We start from the raw sequence: 22979 nt of genomic DNA, 5'->3' as shown, positions 1-22979 counted from the left end.
AGGAGGGATTATTATATGAATGGGAATACTGCAAAAAACATAGAATTTCAAGTTGATAATACTGCAATAAAAAATGAGAAATATCTAGACCCTAAAAAGTGGCATAAACAGGATACTACCTGGGCATTGAGTCTATTTGGAACAGCAATTGGAGCAGGAGTACTCTTCTTACCTATTAATGCAGGTTCAGGTGGTTTATTATCATTACTGTTAATTACCATACTTGCATATCCAGTTATGTATTACTCACATAGGGCGCTTGCTAAAATGATATACGCTTCTAATTCTGCTGATGAGGGAATTACGGGTACTATAAGAGAGTATTTCGGAAATAAGGCAAGTATCATTTTTAACATTGTATATTTCGTCTCAATTTATACGATCGTGCTGATGTATTCGGTTGCACTTACAAATACTGCAAGTAGTTTTATCGTGAATCAATTGCACATGCCGGAGCCTCCAAGGGCCATTTTATCGCTTGTATTAGTACTCGGTCTTATTGCTATACTAAATTTTGGTCAAGATATTACTGTAAAGATAATGAGCATGCTAGTATATCCTTTCATTGTTTCTCTACTTTTTATCGCAATATCTTTAATTCCACAGTGGAATACGTCAATGCTAAGTTTTTCAAGTATTTCTACTGCTTCAACTGGAACAGGATATTTTGGAACAATATGGATGATACTACCAATCATAGTATTCTCGTTTAATCATTCTCCTATGATTTCGTCATTCGTTATGAAACAGAGAGCTACGTATGGAATAGATGCTACTGATGCCAAGTGTGCTCAAATACAAAAAATTTGTTATATCATGACATTCGCTGTTGTTATGTTCTTTGTTTGGAGCAGCACTTTAAGTTTGACTCCAGATGATCTTAAAGTGGCAAAAGAACAGAACTTGTCAATCCTATCATATCTTGCTAATGAACTTAATTCGCCAGTAATCACTATTGCAGCTCCTATCATTGCGTTTGTGGCTATTACAAAATCTTTCCTTGGCCATTATATAGGAGCGTATGAGGTAATGCGTGACATGATTATCAAGTCCGGTAAAAAACGTGGGAAAGATATAGGAGAGAGAACAGTTAAGACAATGATTCTTACTTTTGTCGTATTAACATGCTGGTATGTTGCTTATACAAATCCAAGTATTCTTGGAATCATTGATGCTCTTAGCGGTCCGTTAGTCGCTGCTATCTTATGTCTATTACCGATGTATGCGATTCGTAAAGTACCAGTACTAGCAAAATACAGAGGGAAAATGAGTAATGTATTTGTAATTGTTATAGGAATACTTACTGTTCTAGCAAGTATTAAGTCATTATTTTAATTTACTATTGTTAGTTTAGATGTAAAAATAGTGAGATATGAAAAGAAAATGAAAGATTCCTAGCGGATCTAAATTATATATTGTTAAACCACAGAGATTATAATTTTGGACAAACTATTCACCTTAAATAGTTTGTCCTTTTTTTATTAGAGGTATAACTTCTATTAGGGGTACCGCCACATCGCTATCAAGCTAAGCTTATGTAAAGTCAATTGTAGGCGAGATTTTTTCTTTTTTCTAAAAGGCAAGTGTAGATGATTGAAAAATTTGCATACGAAATAAACCCTAACGGGTTTCACTTTTTAGAATTAAGCGGCTTGATTATCAGACATGGTACAATTGTAAACGACACCTAATATATCAAAGACCGTTTTTTTCTCATATCGATGAGATTTCCGCCCGTTTTGCTGTAGGAGATTGAACAGGCGAAGTAGAACCTTTGATAGCTCTTGGGTGTCTTTCTGTATAGCTTGGAAAAGAAGAAGAAAATAATCTTTAATCATATATATGGCCTTATACTCACTCAGTTCTCGTTTCTTTCTTATAAGAAGTAAATGCCGCATTTGAAACATAATAGAAGAACAGAGTAGAATAGCAATCAATTGTCCATACAAATGGCACTCCCACCTTTCTGATTTTATCTTTTTACACTGATGAATTTGAAAGAATGATTTCCACGTTTTAAATAAAATTTCGATTTGCCAACGTAAAGAGTACCAATCATGTACTTGTCCCATCGGGACAATATCTATAGGGGTGTTTGTCATATATACATTGATACCACTAAGTCGTTTACTACGAGGAGAATACTTCATTCCTTTCTTTTTTTCTCTTACAGTTTGATCTTGTAATCGTTTTTGTTGCTGTTGTTTTGTTAATCGATGAACAATTACACGAGCTGGCACTTTATAAATCATTCCTACATAAGCATCAGCTATTTCACATGTTTGTCCTGGTTGAAGGGAGTTCATTAGAGTCTCCATATCTATCTGTATATACTCTGTACCTTTCTTAATTCTTCCGTCTTGAAAATAATCAGGGTTAGGATTTTTTTGATGCATACGTGTATTCGACTTGATACGAGAGATATAGTAGGCCTCTTTATCTTGTATATGTTGAAGATCTTTCAAGTGAAAATAACCTAAATCTCGGATACATAAATCATTTGCTGTCACAGTTGGGACACACAGAGAGCCGTAAGTGCGATCATGTTGTTTACCTGGACCTGTATGAATATGTAGGAACTGTCCACTTAACAAATCATACTCAAGTTGAATTTTTATTCCAGCTGTATGGCTGCATCCTCCTGCACCTGGATAAACCGATGAAAATACATCCGGGAGTTGAAATGCAGTTGAATCTAAAATACGAATACGCTTGAAAACAGAAGTGTATGGAGAAGAAATCGGCATAAATGCGGCCAATTTTTTGCTTAGTAGTTCGGCTAGTAGGTGTTGTAAAAGTTGGACGGCTGCCTTATTAAACCGTTGATTCAGTCCCTCAGGGCTGATGAGTACTTCTTTTGATGCTTCTAAACAGCTAGATAATTGAGTTAAAGAAGTCATAGCTACATTTTGGCTCACCCATACACACAAAGCTACTAAATCTTTTGCTTGATACTTACTAGTTCGTTGTACAAAACCAACATCTCTAGCATGATCCCGTAAGGTATTTGGAGATAAAAAACTTTGAATCTCTTGAGCAAATAGTTGTAATTCATCAGACACAGAAACAGACATAAAAAACGCCACCCTTTCCTATGATTCTACAGAAAGAATAGCTTATTTTCATTGTTTTTGGGATAATTTCTTAAGTTTCATGAGAATATATTTACAAGCCCAAAATATGTTTGACAATCAAGGATTACATTTGTAATATTAATTTATAGATTACAAATGTAATACAAGGGGTTGAATTTTATAAAATGAAAAAATTACCTAAAATATCGGAAGCTGAATTGGAAATCATGAAAGTTCTTTGGTCAAAATCTCCTCAAACGGCAAATGAAGTGATTGAAGCGCTAGAGGTAACGATGGACTGGAAACCGAAAACCATTCGAACGCTTCTTAATCGATTAGTCCAAAAAGAGGCAGTTTCTTATCATCAGGATAAAGGGCGTATGTATGCATATTATCCTTTAGTGTCGCAAGAAAGTTATTTACAAGTAGAAACCAAATCGTTCCTCAAACGTTTCTATGGTGCAGCATTTAAACCTTTACTTGTGAATTTCTTAAAAGAAGAAAAATTGTCCTCAGAGGATATTAACGAACTCAAACGTATTTTAGATGAGAAGAATGAGGAAAATCAGAGGAAGGATAGATCATAATGATAGATATGTTTGTAAACGTCTATCTACCTCGATATTTTGATTGGGTAATAGAAACCTCCATTATGGCAAGTATATTAGTTGGCCTAATCTTATGTATCAAAATCTTGCTTAGAAATAAGTTAACTCCACGATGGCAGTATTTATTATGGATGATATTAATTGTAAGGCTTTTATTGCCATGGTCACCAGATAGTTCCTACAGTATCTATTCTATTCTTTCGTACAGTAATGAAACTTCAGTTATCTTTCACCAAGACCCTGTAGATCGTATACAAGGATCGACAGATATAGGTGATACAAAGGTAATCACAAAAGAAGATACCTATGCATCTGGTTCAACACAAACAGCGGAGGAAAGTAAAAAACAAACGTACAATAATGAAAAGCAAGATGATGAGACGTTTTCATTTTATACAATCCTTTTATATATTTGGCTTGCTGGGGTTATCATTCTGAGCCTTACTACCATCATTATGAATAGGCGTTTATTACTCTACATAAAAGAACAACCTGTTATTACGGATGAGAGAATTGTCCGGATTTTTGAAAACTGTAAGAAATCTATGTCTGTTCAACGGGATATCCCACTACTTTTAGCCGGAAAGATTTCAAGTCCAACTGTGTTCGGATTCATTCGAACAAAGGTGTTATTGTCTAGTGTACATATGAAAGTATTAGATGAGCATCAGTTACGATACATTTTTCATCATGAATTAGCCCACATCAAACGAAGAGATGTTGGTGTGAATTGGCTTATGCATGGCTTACTGATTCTAAATTGGTTTAACCCGATTCTTTGGTATGCTTACTCATGTATGCGGGAAGATCAGGAACTGGCGTGCGATGCGCTTGCTCTTACATTTATAGATTCAGAGGAAAACCTTGCATATGGCCATACTATTATTACTCTTTTAGAACATTATACAAGTTATTATCAAATGCCTAGTTTAGCGAACTTAAGTAGAAATAAAAGAACTTTAAAAAGGAGAATTCGTATGATTAAAAACTTTCAAAAGAAATCATATCGTTGGTCTGCATTTGGAGTTGTTGCTATTATTGCTGTTTCATCTCTTTCCTTACTAAATGCACGTGCGGATGGAATAAATGCAAACCAAAAAGAGAAAACAATAGGAAAAGCTACAATAAAAGAAGTAAAGGAACAATCTGGTGACTCTCTTCAAAACGCTGTAGAAAAAACACTAGGTACGCCAGAAAATGCAAAGAAAGATTGGGGAATGTCAAAAGAGGCCTATAAAATGGCTACGGATTATCTGTATTTGGCTGAAAAACATTTGACAAAAGAGGAATTTGAACAGTATATACAATTTTATAAGGAGAAACTTTCTATTCAGAAAAAAGCGATGGTTTCAAAAGAAGTACCTGAGAATTTTGAAGGGGATGTAAAATGGTTTAAGGAAGAACTGTTGAGTCAAGAAGATAACAAAAAATTAAATGATCTCTATAATCAATCACAATCATTGGGAGACAAAATTGACAGCCATTTAAGATACACTTTAGAAGAGGCACAAAAGGTTGTTGATTTTCAAATTAACAAACCAACTTATACAGTTGAGGGCTACTCACTAAAGAGCGAATTAGCTGGATCATTCCTTACAAGAAAGCCAGAAATACTTGTTGAATCAAAATATGTAAAGGGGAAATATAGTTATACAATTTATCAGTCACCACTTTTAGAACAGAAAAAAGATCCGTTTAATCGTAATGGCAATGACAATATAGAAACTTATGAATTAGAAGGAAATCAGGTATTCTATGGTACTGTCACTTCAGATAAAAACTTACAAAGTATGAAGATGATTGTTCCCGCAAAAGGAAAGAATAGTGCATATCAGATAGTTATTACAAATCCTAGTACCGGCTATCAATCGGAAACAGTGCCTGATAGGAATGTAAACAAAGCGGAACTGGAAAAAATAATGCTTTCAATGTTGAAATAATAAAAAGGTGTTTTGAAGAATTATATCTTTAGAACACCTTTTCTGGTGCATTGCCAACCAAGCAATTATTTTGGAGCCCCCCAATGCGAAAATTTTATCTCTCGACAGTTATATATGAGCTGACTTCTCAAAAAAACTACCTGTAGATAAAGAAAATTTTCGTTTAGGGGGTACTTCAAAAACTTTGCTTGATAGCGATGGGGTACCGTCACATCACCATCAAGCTAACAAATAAAACTACCCCCAAAAAGAAAAAAACGATATTCTTTCTATCTAAATTGTAGAAGGATTATCGTTTTTTTACTTTTATAAATGTAAAAAACTTTTGACATTTCTGGTGGATTTATATAAACTGAAAATGTAAAAAGTTTTTGACAAAATTAGAGGTGATGTTCATAAAAATGGAGAACATAATTCGTATTTTACGTAAAGAGCAAAAGCTTTCCCAAGAAGATTTAGCTAAATTATGTCGTGTTTCAAGACAAACGATTAATGCGATTGAGAATAACAAATATGATCCTACATTGGAACTTGCTTTTAATCTAGCTAAATCCCTTGGTGTAACAGTTGATCAATTATTTATTTATTAAATCTAGATAAGGAGAAGAAACAAATGAAAAATGGAATTAATATCTTATTTACTTGTTTTTACATTGTGATTATGGGTTTACTTGCTTTTGAATGGTATGAGAAGCAACAGCTCTCTATAACTTCGTTATTTGTAGCAACAATCATTTTGCAATCATTATTTATGAAGAGAATTTTGAAAGGGAAAAAAGAAAGTGAGAATTTTATTGATGAAATGTTTTTACATATCAGACAGAAAAGCTTATCAATTTGTTGTTTTGTAATGTATGTATTAACTTTAGGTACTTTATTTTTATCAGAAGGAACATGGAATTTTAACCATATGCATAATAAACCGTTAATCTTTCTGGTTTTCTTATATCCTATCGTTTACCAAATAAGTCATATATTCGTTTCAAGAAACAACTCTTAATAGACTATTTAAAAGTAGAAAAAAAACGCTATTCTTTCTGTAGAATCATAGGAAAGGATGGCGTTTTTTTGTTTAAATCTCTAGTACACCAATTAATCAAAAATAAAATAATTCTTCAAATTTTTTATCTAGCGCTATACAGAGTACTAATGCTAACTTTGCAGTTGGACAAAATTGTCCTGTTTCAATAGAACTAATTGTTTGTCTAGATACTCCTACCATTTCAGCTAATTCTCCCTGTGATATTTTTTTCTCAGCTCTTGCTACTTTCAAACGATTTTGCAGTACTAATTCATCTTTCAATTATCATCCCTCCAGAAAGAAAACTATGGCACTTGCAATTGTACTCATTATAGCTAAAATGCTTGCAATAAGAAATTTTTGTTCTTTTAACTTTCTAAACTTATAAAAGCTTGTACTAGCTATATAACCAGAAAAAATTGAAATTAATTCGTAACTTTTAATACCATGCATCAATTTCCAAGAACTGAAAAATAGGACTAAAACAAGTACAGCTATTAAGCCGTAACTAGATGAATCTAATTCAATAAGTTCTTTACGTTCATCTCTCCCCATTTTTTTGTATTTTCTTAATATCTCTTCTTTTTGCATGATTTGTAACCACCCCTTATTAATTATATGTTTATTGTACAGTTTTATTATCATTATGACAAGTTAACTTGTCATAATGATAATAAAACTTGTCCTTCAAGTGTAGAGAAATACAATTGGCAAAGATATAAAATTTTCATTATGGGGGTAATTAAGAAGCTTAGGTTGATAGCGATGTGGCTGTACCCCTATTACAGCAATCTTTTTTTGCTGGTTGTTATGATTTTAATCCAAGTATATTAGAGCGTAGAATTCATATACATCAAGCTAATATAATATTTTGAAGTATCCCACATCTGTTTTCTTAGGTTGATGAGAATGGGCCGGGGTACCCCATTGTATGGCTAACAACTAAAATGGCTTCATTTCATTACTTGTCCAAAGCCAATTTATCTCCCACGTATTAACTACGCGTTTCTTGAGGAAGGAACTTTTTGTCTGAAAAAAATTAAAATCTTATTAATTTTTGTAATTAGTAGAATTTTTTATAGAAAAAATTCTCTTAATATATTAAAATAACAACGTATTATGTCAGATTTTAATTAGGGGAGAGAAAATTTTTATGTTGAAAAAAATCATTCCAGTTGCTTTAGCATTAAGTACAATTACTTTTTCAAGTGCATTTGCTGCGCCTTCAGCGCAAGCAAGTACAGATTCAAACCGCTACATAGACGTACAAATGCTCGGTATTAACGATTTTCATGGGCAACTAGACACTGTAAAAAAAATTAACAATAAAGATGCAGGGGGAATCGAGTACTTAGGGGCTTATTTACGTGATCGTGAAAAACAAAATCCAAATACATTAAAGGTACATGCTGGAGATGTTGTTGGAGCAAGTACTCCTGTTTCAGCATTATTACAAGATGAACCTACGATTGAATTTCTAAATGATTTGAAATTCGATGTTGGAACCATCGGAAATCATGAATTTGATGAAGGCGTTGAAGAAATGAACCGTCTTATTTATGGTGGATATCATGAGAAAACAGGTAATTTTAAAGGAGCAAAATTCCCATATGTTGCCGCAAATTTTTATAATAAATCCACTGGTCGTCTATTTTTACCACCATTTACTATAAAAAAGGTACAAGGAGTTCCTGTTGGTTTTATCGGAGTCGTAACAACAGATGTTCCTAACCTTGTTATGCCTACTATGCTAAAGAATGTAGAAATTACAGATGAAGTTGAAGCCATTAACAAATCCGTAAAGCAATTAAAAAAACTAGGAGTTAAATCTATCGTTGTTCTTGCACATAACGGGGGGACAACAGATGGAAATGGCGTAACAAATGGTGATATCGTCCGATTAGCAAATGAGACTGATCCAGAAGTCGATGTTATTTTTGGAGGACATAGTCACACTTATGTAAATGGGACTGTTAATAATAAACTTGTTGTACAAGCAAATTCTTATGGTATGGCTTTTGCTGATGTTGATGTAAAGATTGATCGTAAGACAAAAGATATTGTTGAGAAAAAAGCAGAAATTGTTACAACTTACCATGAAGGCATAGAGCCTGATAAAAAAATAAAGAAGAAGATGGAAAAATATCAAGAAAAAATCGCACCTCTGGTCAATGAAGTAGTAGGTAAGTCTATTGCTCCAATAGATCGCAAACTAAATACAGCTGGTGAATCTACCCTCGGAAATTTAGTTGCTGATGCTCAGCGTGCAACAATGCAATCCCAAATTGCTCTTATGAATCCTGGTGGTATTCGTAATGACTTAGATGCAGGTGATATTACATGGGGAGAGATATATGGTATTCAACCATTCGGAAATCAATTAATAAAAGTAAATTTAACGGGTCAAGACATTCGTGATATTTTAAATCAACAATGGCAAAAAGACATAACAAGAATGCTTCAAATTTCAGGAATCCAATACACTTGGGATGCGAACAAGCCTAATGGAGAAAAAGTAACAAATATTCGCTTAACAAATGGAGAAGAAGTTATTCCTTCTAAAACTTACAGCGTCGTTGCGAACGCATTTCTAGCTTCAGGCGGAGATGGATTTGTGTCCTTTAAAAACGGGAAAGATGCTGAAACAGGACCAACTGATTTTGAAGCATTAGTAGATTATATAAAAAAATCAAAAGAACCAATTCAGGCTATTATTGATGGAAGAATTCAAAAAATAAATTAGTTTTTTATTAATCTCAATAATAAATAGATTACCTGTGCGCTATACTTTTTAGTGTGCAGGTAATCTATTTTTATGGATTTGCAAACTATGGGAATACACTATAACACAAGGAAATGGAAAGAGGTCTCATTTAGATACTCTGATTTGTATGGTATTAAAGCCAATTTGGTAGACAATACAATTTCAGCAATCATTATTCTCACTTTGTAAGCACAAGTATTACACACCCAGTCTATTAACTGCTTATTGATAATATTAGATCATATGATATGTGTCGATGTCCGCTTAAAACACTTAACAGTTTCTGCATCTGCCGGATGAGTTTAGTTAAATTAGTTTCCGATACATGTAGTCTATATTCACGATTCATTTATGCAAGAAACAATACATCTTCTACTAATTTTATGATGCGTTTTGAGTCACCGTACATAATATTTAGAACGTTATATAGCTGATTAGGTCGATCTGCTGTACCCCGTAATAATATTTCTAAGAAACCATGAATTTATGTAAGTGGTGTTCTAAGTTCATGAGTGGCATCAGCAATAAAGAGACCACATTACAAACTATCACAATGACTAAAATTTAACTTTGTAACTGAACTTTCCATTTCTTATAAAAATAAAATAATTGAAAGAGCACTATAGCAACGGAAACAAACGTAATAAGCAAAAAAGTAGTTAATTCTAATTGTACAGAAGATAATATAAATAAAGCTAAAGCAACTAAAGGAATTGAAAAAACGGAATTATAAAATCGTTTTTTATGTATTGAATTATACTTACTAGTTTCACACGTATTATTAACCACTAATGAATCACCTCAATATCTTAATTATATGTAAGTCTATTGTAAAAATGGTAAAGTAATGCATATAAATATATTATCATACAATCCCTTGATTTATCTAAAAATTACGATTATTTATACATTGAAAGAATATTAAATTCTTTTTATTGATACCTAAAAATATTTAAAACAATATATTGGGTTCTGTTACAAAAATTATCAAAAACGTTAAACTCTAGAAAAAAGATCATGAGGAGAATACTGCGTAGGATATTATTTTAGAGATTTTTGGTTTAATAACTGAAAACTTAAGCTCTACAAACGAGAAAGTTTGGTGATTTGTCAACCATTCTCGTTTACTATCAATTAATATAAAATCTTAAGTTGATGAATTAAGGGTACAGCCAGTATTTCGGAAAAACTCTAAGCTAAGAACATGCAAGGTTTTATACAATTTTTCGGATAATCCAGTAACAAAAGAAAGCCTTAAAATCGCGCCAGGATAGGAATGTATAAATAAATGAATAGAGTCATACAAAAATAAAAAGGTGTATTCCTTGTGAAAGTAGTAATCTGCCCTTTTTTTTTCTACCAATAATAGGACGTTATGTTAACTGAATATAAATTTTTATTCATACCTATTTTCATAGTTTAAAGAAACAGTCTAAAACAACTGTATAGAACCTTTTTAAAAAAATCCCCACTTTGTTTTGAGATATATAGCAAGAAGCTGATATATTTTAGTTTCATCAAAAATCAAAATAAGAATTCAATATACAAAACTTAAATTTTACATATTTTATAAAATTTAAGGAAATACTACTACTGAAACTAAAAACAAGGGGGACAATTTATGGCTACTAATTATAGAACATGGCGTGTATATTATCCAAGCAGAACATAAGGATGGGTCAATTTTAGTTTTGGGAAAGAAGTACGTGGAGATGCAGTATTTCATATTTCTGCTACCGAAGCTGAACTTATTGAAAGTCCTGATCCGCTAGTAAGAGCAGGAACTCATAAAGGTTCGGCTCCAAGTTATGTGAAAAATGTTAGTCCCCATTGGTATAGTGATGGCACAAGCGGTATCAACTATTGGATACAAGTAGATTGGGATGAACCATTGAATGTTCGTGTGGATATTACTGTTTTTGATCCTCCAGCTGCAAATGATGTCACTATTTTTTAATCTTTAATTTTAAAAAAACTACAATAATACCATGATATGTATATCTTAAAAGGAGTTGAAATAGTAATAATGACAAATAATAACAACTCAAAGGATTCAGCACTTAATCCTAAAATAACAACCGATTCTATCCGTATTTTAGATGCAAAAGCTTCCAAAGAAATGGAGTCTTTTCTCGATCCCCAGCATTTTGCTGAAGAAGAAGCTAAGTTTGATTTTCCTACGGAACATCATGGAGATACAGCAAATTTCCATGTCTATTACAATCCGCAATTGGGCCCTAATGGAATAACACTTTCAGATGGTGTATTATCAGTATGCGAAAGAGACTATAATACAATCTCATCATTTTTTGGCGGTTTATCAGCTGGTCCTTTTAACATTATTATTTCACCAGGAATACAAGGTGCTTTCCATCATAGTTGTAGTGGGACTGACATATATTGTGGAGTGAAAACAACACCGCATTTAGATATTGATTTCACCCGATTAGTAGCTGTTGCTGAAATAGTTGAAGTGTTTTCTGCAGTACAGAATCGTGGCTGGGATTGTGGGGCAAGTAATGGAGAGGGCCTATCACGTGTCCTAGCTGCTGAAATTTACCCAAAAGCGCTTACCGGGGGATTAGTTACCGCTCCAATCTGGCTTGACGAATCTGATCGACCTAATTATGTCGATAACAACGATTCTACCGATAGAAATCCTATATCAAATGGCTGCTCAGTTCTGTTCTTGAATTATTTACATTACCAACTTGGCTTTAGTTGGAGCCAAATCGTTCAAGCGGGAGGATCTACCCTTGCAGATACTTATAGAGAACTAACAGGAAAATCTGATGGTTTTCAGCAATTTAAAACATTTATAGATGAACGTTATCCTGTAGGAATATCTTCTAACTTAGACAAAGACAATCCATTCAATTAATAAACAGGAAATTAATAAGATAACTGTTATATACCCACAAATTATATCCAGAAAAATTATTTTTAAATAAAAAAAATAACCGGTTCCTTTTATATAAAAGGAACCGGTTTCTATTTTATTAGGAGTACAGAAACAATTCTAAATATGAGAAAGCCAATCTGGAATTTAATCACAATATTTAAAAGAACTTTAGATTCCTTAGTTTTTTATTGCTTTTTGTTTGAAGGGGTCCCACCAATATAACGCCAATTTCGTACACTAAGGAATTTTCCATTTAAAAAACTTGATTTTTCCGTACGTTAAGAAGGTTCCTTACTTAATAAATTTATCTTTATGTAAAAAAACTCTCCACCAGTCAAGGTAGAGAGGTTGAAAAAAATCTTTTTCCATTTGATAATCGTGTGTCCTACACTTTGGCCTGCAGCTGGATCAACCATGATAACATTTGGAGTTGCTGTTAATGTCATGATTTTTAACTCCTTTTAATTATTGATTTTTTATGGGATATCACTTTCGTATTTATAGCCTAGAACTGTTATTGAAGCAAGTTGGTCTGAGTCTTCTTGCCATGGATCCATTATCTTATTTACCCCCGTTAATGGTGGGTTAAGACCAGGGTTATTGTTTTGCCAAATATGCCATAAACGATCAACCTCAGCATGATGTAACCAAAACATTGGATCAGTAGGGGAATAACTGAGGTCATCCATGATCCCCCCGACCCACTGATGCACCTGGTTATGGGCAGGAAGTTCTGTGCCATCTGATCTTACTCCATTTCCTTCTAACCCATACGTGAATTTTGTATACTTGTTAACCGTAAATCCAGAAAGCTGATGATCAAAGCCATTAATGATGTAGTCGACATCACTAGAAGTAGGTTTTAGGCTTGAATCAGCATTCTTATATGTACGAGGAGGTACTGGATTACCACTTTCTGGATCAGTTGCAGGTAGAAAACCTTCTAACCAAGATGGAAAATCATCCACCCATCGCCAATACGGAATAGTAATGAATGTAGTCGCTTGTGGACGTAATGAACGGTCGGCTTTTTGTAACTCTTTTTCAAATTCTAATAGAAAGCGTCTATGCCATGATAAAAATCTTAAGGCTCCCTTTGCACCCATGGAACCATGCTGATTGTGGGACATATCGGCATGGATTTCGGTTAAATTTTTATAAGTCCCATCTTGAATCAACTTATTAACTGCATTCTTAAATGCCTCAATTTCACTATTGTCCAGGTTTTTCTGATTTTTACGAACAATTTGAACGGTGGCATCGTCCATAACTACTGTATCTTCGTCTCTCTCAGTAGGGCTAATGCTAGCAATAAGTGATTCTAACTCATGGCCGATTTTTTCTGTATCTACTTTGATTTCCGAAAAGAGTTTACGATGTTGATGTTGTGTTGTTATCAATTCAAATCCTCCTTTATCATGTAGTGTATATAAGGACATTTAACGTCTATTAAAGTCCTTTTTTATTATTCGACATGCGAAGAAGGTTATCCATATTTCAGATATGTTTTTTTTTTACATCTCAGGGGTCACCATACATCGCTATCAAGCTAAGATTTCGAGACCCTCATCACCATCAACCTAAAGAGTAAAAATTCCCCATAACGAAAATTCTATTCATTATTGACTACTGATAATGAGACGTTATGTAAACCACACATGTATACGATAGACACTGTTTCTTATTCAACTAAATGACAGATCAGTTAAATAAGGAAAAATATAACTTTTATTACTATTTCACTCCATCTTTATATATAATTAATTTGTATTTTTTATATAAATAGGGGGAAATTTATGACTACAAATAAGGACTACATCCGTTATATTCGTGAAAAAGTAGGGCACGATTTAATATTTCTTAATTTTGCTGGAGGTATTGTTTATAACGAACGAAATGAAATTCTTTTACAAAAACGGGGAGATAGAAATGAGTGGGGTCTTCCAGGTGGTGCTATGGAACTTGGAGAATCTCTTGAAGAAACCGCTAAACGAGAAATACTTGAGGAAACAGGATTAAACGTTGAGGTTGAACATCTTATAGGTGTCTACTCTAAATATTTTGGTGAGTTTCCAAATGGAGATAAAGCTCAGACTATCGTTCATTGTTTTCAATGCAAGCCAATTGATGGAGAACTTACTGCAGATGGTATTGAAACTTTAGATTTAAAATACTTCCCAATAGACCAAATACCGAAATTATTCACAAAACTACACGAAGATGCCTTAGAAGATTGGCTTTCCAAAAGAAAAGGTGTATTTAAATAAAAACTTTTAACTTCCTATATCGAAAATTATGTAAATAAGCTATCCATATGGATGGCTTATTTTATTTTTGGTTAACTTTTTCCAAAATGCTGGTGATACCAAAACGCCAACAAGTAAAAATTTTATATTACTCTTAGAACGAGCTTTTTGGGTATTTCTGAATTCTTAGTTTGATAGGAATGCGTCACTAGCCTATATATTAAAAATAGAGGCTTAAAAACGGTTTTTGTCGATTTAAAAGCTTAACAAAATTGTTTAATTTTATGAAGAAAGTAAGAATTACCAATATAATTGGTAGTTCTTACTTTTTTTTACATACATATTATTAACATTATAGCATTAAAAATTTTTGCACGGAGAGTGAGGTTTCTATATGCACTATGATGAAGATATAAGTTTAACAGGACGTATTGTGTCACCTGGTGAAGCACAATATGATTCAGCACGTAAATCGTTTAACACATTTTTTAATAGATTCCCTTTTGTTATAGTCTTTGCACAAAATACTCAAGACGTTGTGAATGCAGTACGATGGTCATTACATAATAATGTACCTATCCGAGTACGTTCAGGAGGTCACAATTATGAAGGCTTGTCAGTTTTAGATGGTGGTATAGTAATTGATGTCAGTGAGATAAATCAAATAAAAATAGATCCTACATCAAAAACTGTTATAGTAGGAGCTGGTTGTAAAAATCTCCAGTTAGCTGAGATTCTTGGGAAAGAAGGATTAGCTATTCCTAATGGGGTCTGTCCTAAACCAGCTATCGCGGGAATAGCTTTAGGTGGCGGTCAAGGTATTCTTTCTCGACCATTAGGACTACTACTTGATCATGTAGTAGAAATAGAAATGGTTGATGCAAATGGATGTGTATTGCAGGTTAATGATCAGGAGCATCCTGATTTATTTTGGGCTTTACGTGGTGGAGGCGGAAGTTTCGGTATTTGTACATCTTTTCGCTTTCGTACTCATGAAATTAAGACTGTTGGTTTTGCTGAAGTTAGTTGGGGGCAACAAGATTTAAAAGCCGTTATACAGGAATGGCAAAAGTATACTCTACCTACTTCTGATAAACGCTTTACTCCTACATTATTATTGTCGTCAGAAAAGACATCTCCATTGTTGATGCATGGGATTTTTCATGGGTCAGTTAAAGACTTACAGAAATTGATACAACCACTTCTCCAAATTGGATCACCTATAAAGGTAGACATAAAAGAACTGTCTTATTTAGAAGCTATAACATTAATATCCAATCATCAGCCTGCAACTCCTTTTCCATTTAAAAGCGTAGCACCTTTTATGGACTCTTTATTACCTGAAGAAGGTATTGCTACGATTGAACAATTTATGAGTCAAGCTCCACCTAATGCCACTGTTTCCATGTTTTTTCAGGGCTTAGGTGGGACGGTTTCTGAAGTACCCGAGGAAGATACTGCTTATTTTTATCGAAAAGCTCTAGTGAATATGGTGTTATTTTCCACGTGGGAAAAACCTGAGGGAGCTGCACAAGGGATTCGCTGGGTAGAAGATTTTCGTCAAGCAATGATTCCTTTTACGAAAGGTGTCTACGTTAACACACCAGATCTTTCAATGAAAGATTGGTCAGATTTATATTATGGTGAAAACTTCAAAAAATTGACTCAAGTAAAAGCTAAATACGATCCAGAAGATATTTTTAATTTTCCACAAAGCATTCCACCTGTATATAGAAAATAGAATTCTTTTGCCGGTCTTAAATTTTGCAATTTAAAAAAACAACTTTCTAGTCTATGAAGTATTCCGTTTTATGTCTTTCTTCAAAATTCTATCCTATTACACAAGATTGATTTAGTTATATAAAACTGTATCTTAAACTTTTTTGTCTAAATAGTTTGTCATTCCTCGTCCTTGTTGTAGAAAGACGTGAAAGTAGGAACTAATTTTATAATTTAAAATGCCGAATTTCCGACGGAGACTCTCCATTTAGTACCCATTCCCTTGTCCTCATATGGAGACAAGGGAATGGGTACTTTTTAAACGGAGACAACAAAGTGGATATTTTTTAAAACGTCTTTATCATGCATGAAAATACTAGTGTGAAAAATAGTTTCTATTGAAATGACTATGAATCCATGTCTTTTAAATAGAGCTGTTGTTACGCTGTAACCAGTTTGTTTATTTCTACTAATTACATAAGTCTTATCGTTTTTGCTCCAGAACCCATACCACTACATTTTTCTGCCTCTTTGGTAAAGCACCGAATAATCCTTACTTATACCATCGCGATTTCTGATAACTTACATGTAGAGGTATCACTCAATATAACAAAAATGTAATGTTAATGAAATGTAATTCCACCGATACTAGTAATGAAATTATATAAAATGAAGGGGAGTTAAAGAATTTTTATAATGAAAAAGGAGAAGTATTAATGCGAAATATATTAAGTGTAGAAAAAATTGAAAAATATTATGGTAATAAAGATAACGTAACAAAGGCTATAGATAATATTAGTTTTAAGGTAGATGAGGGGGAATTTGTTGGGATAATGGGGCCCTCAGGAAGTGGAAAAACTACACTACTTAACTGTATATCAACGATTGATCATGTTACGACGGGAAAAATAATAATCAATAATAGTGACATTACTCGGTTAAAATCAAAGTCACTAGATAAGTTTAGAAAAAATGAATTAGGGTTTGTATTTCAGGACTTTAATTTATTAGATACTCTTACTGCTTATGAAAATATTGCCCTAGCGTTAACTATAAAAGGTGAGGAAAGTTCAAAAATTGATGGCAAAATACAAGCGGTTGCAAAATATTTAGACATTGAACAAGTATTAAGCAAATACCCTTATCAAATATCGGGCGGACAAAAACAAAGGGTTGCTTCGGCAAGAGCTATCGTAACAGATCCATCTTTGATACTTGCAGATGAACCAACAGGATCGTTAGATTCTAAATCAGCTAGATTATTACTCGAAAGATTTGAAAGTCTTAATAAGGATTTAAAGGCTACCATACTTATGGTTACTCATGATGCATTTACAGCAAGCTATGCTCGTAGAATTCTTTTTATTAATGATGGCAAAATATTTATCGAGTTGGTAAGAGGAAATGATTCCAGAAAAGAATTCTTTACTAAAATTATTGAAGTTATAACCCTTCTTGGAGGTGACGATAATAATGTACTCTAAGCTTGCTATTGGGAATGTAAAGAAAAGTCTTAAAGATTATGCAATATATTTCTTAACACTAACACTGGCTGTTTGTATATTTTATAGCTTTAACTCCATAGAATCACAAAAGGCACTTATGGAAATTAGCGCTTCAGATAAAAAGTATGTGCCTACAGTAATGAACGCTATCTCAAATGTGTCAGTATTTGTATCCGTAATATTAGGTAGTTTAATATTGTATGCAAATAATTTCTTAATTAAAAAACGTAAAAAAGAATTAGGAATATACATGACTTTAGGTATGGGAAGAAGAAACATATCCAGAATATTAGTAACAGAGACATTTCTAGTTGGCGTTATATCTTTAGTGAGTGGACTTATAATAGGTATTGGAGTATCGCAGGGATTATCTACATTTGCATTAAAGTTATTTGAATTGCCCATCAATAAATATAAATTTGCAATTTCAACAGGTGCTATAGGTAAAAGCGTATTCTACTTTGGAATCATGTTTTTGCTTGTTATGTTATGTAATGTATATGTTGTTTCTAAATACAAAATAATTGATTTGTTAACAGCAGGTAGAAAAAACGAAGATGTAAAATTTAGAAATCCTCTTATCTATGTAATCACATTTATAATGTGTGTAGCATCACTTGGATATGCATATGTGACTGTACTAAAAATTGGATTGAATTATCAAAATCCTATGCTCGTGGTATCAATCCTTCTTGGCATATTAGGTACATTTCTGTTTTTCTTTAGTTTATCTGGATTTATATTATATGTTGTAAAGAAGAATAAAAAAGTCTATTTTAAAGGGTTAAATATATTTATCATCAAACAAATAAATAGTAAGGTTAATACAAATTTTATATCCATGTCTGTAATCTGTTTAATGTTATTCCTTACAATGGTGGCTTTATCTACAGGAATCAGCTTCAACAGAATGATGGACGCAACAATAAAAGAAGAAACACCATTTGATGCCAGTATTACGTTGATGAATAGGGATGAAAGTTACACGATAGAAGACGTATTAAATACATCAAATTTTAAACTAAGTAATAATGAAAAATATGTATCTTATAATGTATATTCAGCAAAGATGGAAGTGGGGGACGTTGTACCAGAAGTAACTAAAAATGCTAAGAATATCGTTGTGGATTTCATTAAAGTATCTGATTATAATCAAATTTTAAATCTCAAAGGTGAAAAGAAAATTACTATAAATAACAATGAAATTTTACTTTTATCAAATGAAAGCCGGTTGGTTAATTCGATAAATGAAAGATTAAAAAATAGCAATAAGGTGAATATTAAAGAAAAAGAATATCTGGTAAAACACGCTAAAGTTATACAAGAGAACCTTTACACTACTGATGCGCCACTTAATTTCTTCGCAATCGTTATAAATGATGAGTTTTTATCAGGCTACAAAATTGGTACATCCGTACTTAATGTAAATTATTTAGATGGAAATAGAGAAGAATATAATAAAAAATATGATAACGTTGCAAGGGGCTTTTATGACGAAAATGGCCCGAAATTAAATATTGCATATATATCAGGCAAATCAAAGGATGAAGTTCGTGCAGAAAGTAAGGGATTGAAAACCATCATACTGTTTATTGGGATATATATAGGTATTGTATTTTTAATAACGAGTATGGCTGTATTAGCTCTTCAACAATTATCAGAAGCCAGTGATAGCATAGAGCGATATAAATCTTTGAAGAGAATTGGTTCAAACGGAACAATGATCGACAAAACGATTTTTATTCAAACTTTCGTATACTTTAGTCTTCCAGTTATTCTTGCCCTAATGCATTCTGTAGTTGGAATTTATGTAATCAATAATTTTATTAACGCAATTCAACCAACAGACATTACTTTACCAGCATTGATGACTGGCTTAGTATTTCTTGTAGTTTATGTAATATATTTCTACATGACATATGTCGGGTATAAAAATATTATAAAAAGTAATACTTGATTTTATAATGCTCATTAGGGCTATTACACCTTGTTTCTCAAGATGTAATAGCCTTATATTCTGTATAGGGAGGGAAAAGTCATGAAAAAAATCATTCTGATAGAAGATGATGAAATCATCAGAGAAGAATTACAACATTTTTTTATAAAGTATGGATATGAAGTAAAGGCTCCCACAGATTTTAATCATATTATCGAATATATAGAAAGTGAGAATGCAGACCTTATATTACTAGACATAAATCTTCCTGTGTTCGATGGCTATTATATATGCAGAGAAATACGTAAAACTTCAAATGTTCCAATCTTCATGGTTACAAGCAGAGATAGTGATGTAGATGAACTAATAAGTATGAATTTAGGAGCAGACGATTTTATAACAAAGCCGTATAATACAGAAATACTATTAGCAAGAGTAACAAACATTTTAAGAAGAACTTCTGGAGATTTCAAGACGAATCATATCTTAATTTATAGAGATTTTAATTTAAATCTTTCAAATGCAACAGTTACTTATCAAGACAAATCGGTAGAGTTAACTAAAAATGAAGTTAAGATACTCTCATGCTTAATAAATAATCGCGGAAATATTGTAAAAAGAGATTCACTCATAGAAACTTTATGGAAATCTGATTATTTTGTGGATGATAGCACCTTAACTGTTAATATAAATAGATTAAGAAAAAAGCTTGAAGAGATAGGTATAGAAAATCCAATTGCAACAAGAAGAAGCTTAGGGTATATAATGCCATGAATATAGGTGAATTTATTAAAGATAAAATAGTAGTAATACTATCTAATGTACTGGTATTTATTATATTAGCAGGTATATTACTGACTGCGCATGTTCAGTTCATAATCATATTCTTTGTCTTTTGTATTTGGTTTTTTCCATTGATTTCATATATGGTTATAGAATTTATAAAATGTAAAAATTTTTATAATGAGATTAATGGCATATTAGAAAACTTGGAGAAAAAATACCTACTTCCAGAGGTAGTAAAGGAAGCAACCTTTATACATGGGGAAAAGCTTAACACTATACTGAAAGAAGTAAGTAGAGATATGCATGAAAATGTAAAGTATTATAGAGATATGCAATTGGATTACAGAGAATATATAGAGACATGGGTGCATGAAATTAAGACACCAATAGCTTCTACAAAGCTTATAATTGAAAATAATCAAAATGAAGTAACTAATAAAATTGACTCTCAAATGGATCGGATTGAGGGGTTTGTAGAACAGGTTCTGTATTATTCTCGAAGCAGTAACGTTAATAAAGATTACATTATCAAGCCAATCAACCTTGATAATGTAGTAAGGAATGTAATTAAAAGAAACTATAGGGATTTTATTCATAAGAAAATAAAATTAGATATACAGGATATTGATGAAATCGTATATGGTGATGGAAAATGGGTTGAATTTATTATTAATCAAATAATAGGAAATTCTATAAAATACTCAAATAATAAAGAACAAATGATACGTATATACTCAATTAAGAAAACTAACTCAGTAATACTAACTATAGAGGATAATGGAGTAGGGATACTAACTAAAGATATAAATAGAGTTTTTGAGAAAGGGTTTACTGGAGAGAATGGAAGAAGATTTAGCAAAAGTACAGGAATGGGCTTGTATCTATGCGAAAAACTGTGTTCAAAATTAGGATTGAAAATTGGCATTGAATCTGAAATGAATAAAGGAACTAGAGTTACATTAATATTTCCTTTATCAGGTATGGTACCTTTTGAGTCTTATTTATAAAAGAAATGCTACATCTTCCCACAATATAAGGGGTAGCACCACATCGCCATCAAGCTAAGGGTACCAAGAGGGTATATGTGAGTGTACTTTTTTGGGATTTCTACGATTACACTAAAAATGTGCATAACAAATAAGCCTATCAAATTAATGTAAATACTAATGATTTTATAGAATCACTTTAATATACAAGGATGATTACTAATGAAAATAATTACTTATCTTTTAGCTATATTAACTCTAATTGTTATGATTGCTACCATTATTTTTGATATGAATTTACCGTATAAATTAAATTATTGGTTAAGTATTCTATTAGCTCCATTTGTTATTATATTAGGTTTCTATAGTAATGAAAATTCTAATTTTAATAAATAAATTAGAAGAAAAACATAAAAAGATTTCATCATACCGGATGAAATCTTTTTATATTTTTTCTCACTAAAATCTCCTATTGCCATCAAGGTAAGAAATTCGTAGTTACATAAAACGAAATAATGAGCTAAATTCTTATTAATCACTAGCCTTAGAGAAGTGATTTTTTCCTTCTGGGGCATTTATTTTTCTTAAGTTGATGGATGTGTGGCGAGACCCCTATAAAGGTATAGTTTTCTTGCTTTCATATACAATCATGTCACTTAAGTAATGTGAGCGTCGCTGCTATTACATTGTCGACAAATGAACGTTGGGGGCGAGATTTCATCATAACCGTTAGACCGATTAACGCTACAATCAGTGCCTGTGCCAAAGACTTTGCATCTGTGTTGACTTCCAGCTCACCTGATTGGATTCCTCGTTCGATCGTCTCCTGAAAAATGACAGCGAGGTACATTTGATGTTCTCTGGTCAAAATTTCAAATCTCTCATCATGAGGTGCTAATTCAACCATTGTATTGATACAAAAACAACCTTTACTAAGATCCCCCGCGTATTCTTCATTGACGACATCGGCAAAGAAAATAGCAAATGACTCTTTTACAGAGGAGTGACTTTGAAGCCTATTTCGTACATCAGATGCCCGAGACATGGTATATCTACGAAGTGCGGCTTCAAACAATTCTTTCTTATCTCCAAAAGCCGAATAAATACTAGGGCGTTGAATGCCCATTCTAGAAGTAAGATCACTTAATGAGGTAGCCTCATATCCCTTCTCCCAAAATAACTGCATTGCTGCATCTAAAACTTGATCCTCATCAAATTCACGAGTTCGTGCCATTAAGAATTCTCCTTCTCAAACTTTGATTTTATTAATTGTTTTAGGATAGGTGTGTAGGTAATTACAATTGTTTTTTTATTACCAAACAGTATGTAATTATTATATAATTAGCCATTATTTATGTCAAATCAAGCTCCATTCATTTAATGTAACATAAAATTTAGTGCAAAAATCGTTGACATCATAAATGAGACTAAGTTATATTTACCAGTAATCATATTGTACTGAACGGTATGTTATGATTAAAAATCTAATGTG

19 protein-coding genes are annotated in these 22979 nt (G+C 32.5%); 13 read left to right on the top strand and 6 right to left on the bottom strand.

From position 1 onward, the window contains the following. The first annotated feature begins 15 nt into the window (after positions 1–15). Entirely contained in the window at positions 16–1335 is a 1320-nt protein-coding gene (locus tag QCI44_RS29840; protein WP_016135623.1) for an aromatic amino acid transport family protein, read from the top strand. 308 nt (positions 1336–1643) lie between these two features. Here QCI44_RS29840 and QCI44_RS29835 read toward each other — a convergent pair whose 3' ends face one another. Continuing rightward, positions 1644–3074 (bottom strand): IS4 family transposase, encoded by a 1431-nt coding sequence (locus QCI44_RS29835; RefSeq protein ID WP_353811635.1) that lies wholly within the window; start codon positions 3072–3074, stop codon positions 1644–1646. 185 nt (positions 3075–3259) lie between these two features. Between QCI44_RS29835 and QCI44_RS29830 the strand changes: the two genes are divergently transcribed. The 4 genes from QCI44_RS29830 to QCI44_RS29815 all read left to right on the top strand — a co-directional run bounded on the left by QCI44_RS29830 (position 3260) and on the right by QCI44_RS29815 (position 6622). After that, complete coding sequence (locus QCI44_RS29830; RefSeq protein ID WP_000735928.1) at positions 3260–3661, top strand: BlaI/MecI/CopY family transcriptional regulator; 402 nt, start codon at positions 3260–3262, stop codon at positions 3659–3661. Then, positions 3661–5622, top strand: a complete 1962-nt coding sequence (locus tag QCI44_RS29825; RefSeq protein WP_353811634.1) for a M56 family metallopeptidase — start codon at positions 3661–3663, stop codon at positions 5620–5622. The genes QCI44_RS29830 and QCI44_RS29825 overlap by 1 nt, the downstream gene beginning before the upstream one ends. Positions 5623–6023: 401 nt before the next feature. After that, a complete protein-coding gene (locus QCI44_RS29820; RefSeq protein WP_002165486.1) occupies positions 6024–6212 on the top strand; it encodes a helix-turn-helix transcriptional regulator in 189 nt (62 codons plus the stop codon). Positions 6213–6235: 23 nt separating this feature from the next. Then, positions 6236–6622 (top strand): hypothetical protein, encoded by a 387-nt coding sequence (locus QCI44_RS29815; RefSeq protein WP_016135620.1) that lies wholly within the window; start codon positions 6236–6238, stop codon positions 6620–6622. Positions 6623–6718: 96 nt separating this feature from the next. On the opposite strand, the gene QCI44_RS29810 is transcribed toward QCI44_RS29815, so the two are convergent. Continuing rightward, complete coding sequence (locus tag QCI44_RS29810) at positions 6719–6925, bottom strand: helix-turn-helix transcriptional regulator (RefSeq protein ID WP_000651002.1); 207 nt, start codon at positions 6923–6925, stop codon at positions 6719–6721. Positions 6926–6928: 3 nt separating this feature from the next. Beyond that, complete coding sequence (locus QCI44_RS29805) at positions 6929–7234, bottom strand: DUF6442 family protein (RefSeq protein ID WP_016135619.1); 306 nt, start codon at positions 7232–7234, stop codon at positions 6929–6931. A 562-nt stretch (positions 7235–7796) separates the two neighbouring features. Between QCI44_RS29805 and QCI44_RS29800 the strand changes: the two genes are divergently transcribed. Both QCI44_RS29800 and QCI44_RS29795 read left to right on the top strand, forming a co-directional pair. Beyond that, complete coding sequence (locus QCI44_RS29800; protein ID WP_353811633.1) at positions 7797–9386, top strand: bifunctional metallophosphatase/5'-nucleotidase; 1590 nt, start codon at positions 7797–7799, stop codon at positions 9384–9386. A gap of 2047 nt (positions 9387–11433) precedes the next feature. Beyond that, on the top strand, positions 11434–12288 hold the full coding sequence (locus tag QCI44_RS29795) for a hypothetical protein (protein WP_016135616.1): 855 nt from the start codon (positions 11434–11436) through the stop codon (positions 12286–12288). A gap of 299 nt (positions 12289–12587) precedes the next feature. On the opposite strand, the gene QCI44_RS29790 is transcribed toward QCI44_RS29795, so the two are convergent. Both QCI44_RS29790 and QCI44_RS29785 read right to left on the bottom strand, forming a co-directional pair. After that, positions 12588–12755 carry a hypothetical protein gene (locus tag QCI44_RS29790; protein WP_016135615.1) on the bottom strand — a complete coding sequence of 56 codons (168 nt, stop codon included), beginning with the start codon at positions 12753–12755 and terminating at the stop codon, positions 12588–12590. 30 nt (positions 12756–12785) lie between these two features. Next, positions 12786–13709 carry a tyrosinase family protein gene (locus tag QCI44_RS29785; protein WP_016135614.1) on the bottom strand — a complete coding sequence of 308 codons (924 nt, stop codon included), beginning with the start codon at positions 13707–13709 and terminating at the stop codon, positions 12786–12788. Between the two features lie 396 nt (positions 13710–14105). Between QCI44_RS29785 and QCI44_RS29780 the strand changes: the two genes are divergently transcribed. From QCI44_RS29780 to QCI44_RS29755, 6 genes are all read left to right on the top strand, one after another. Beyond that, on the top strand, positions 14106–14576 hold the full coding sequence (locus QCI44_RS29780; protein ID WP_016135613.1) for an NUDIX hydrolase: 471 nt from the start codon (positions 14106–14108) through the stop codon (positions 14574–14576). A gap of 373 nt (positions 14577–14949) precedes the next feature. After that, a complete protein-coding gene (locus QCI44_RS29775; RefSeq protein ID WP_016135612.1) occupies positions 14950–16296 on the top strand; it encodes an FAD-binding oxidoreductase in 1347 nt (448 codons plus the stop codon). Positions 16297–16990: 694 nt separating this feature from the next. Beyond that, the gene (locus QCI44_RS29770; protein ID WP_016135611.1) at positions 16991–17758 is read left to right on the top strand and encodes an ABC transporter ATP-binding protein; all 768 of its coding nucleotides are present in this window, start codon (positions 16991–16993) and stop codon (positions 17756–17758) included. Then, positions 17748–19736 carry an FtsX-like permease family protein gene (locus tag QCI44_RS29765; protein ID WP_016135610.1) on the top strand — a complete coding sequence of 663 codons (1989 nt, stop codon included), beginning with the start codon at positions 17748–17750 and terminating at the stop codon, positions 19734–19736. Before QCI44_RS29770 ends, QCI44_RS29765 begins: the two co-directional genes overlap by 11 nt. Before the next feature lie 81 nt (positions 19737–19817). Next, the gene (locus QCI44_RS29760; protein WP_016135609.1) at positions 19818–20489 is read left to right on the top strand and encodes a response regulator transcription factor; all 672 of its coding nucleotides are present in this window, start codon (positions 19818–19820) and stop codon (positions 20487–20489) included. Continuing rightward, positions 20486–21508, top strand: a complete 1023-nt coding sequence (locus QCI44_RS29755; protein WP_016135608.1) for a sensor histidine kinase — start codon at positions 20486–20488, stop codon at positions 21506–21508. Before QCI44_RS29760 ends, QCI44_RS29755 begins: the two co-directional genes overlap by 4 nt. A gap of 631 nt (positions 21509–22139) precedes the next feature. On the opposite strand, the gene QCI44_RS29750 is transcribed toward QCI44_RS29755, so the two are convergent. Then, on the bottom strand, positions 22140–22721 hold the full coding sequence (locus tag QCI44_RS29750; RefSeq protein WP_016135606.1) for a TetR/AcrR family transcriptional regulator: 582 nt from the start codon (positions 22719–22721) through the stop codon (positions 22140–22142). Positions 22722–22979: the final 258 nt, after the last annotated feature.

This window comes from Bacillus cereus group sp. RP37 (assembly GCF_040459695.1).
GTDB lineage: Bacteria > Bacillota > Bacilli > Bacillales > Bacillaceae_G > Bacillus_A.
Note: the sequence above shows the minus strand (reverse complement) of the source record. Positions and strands in the feature narration are given on the sequence as shown.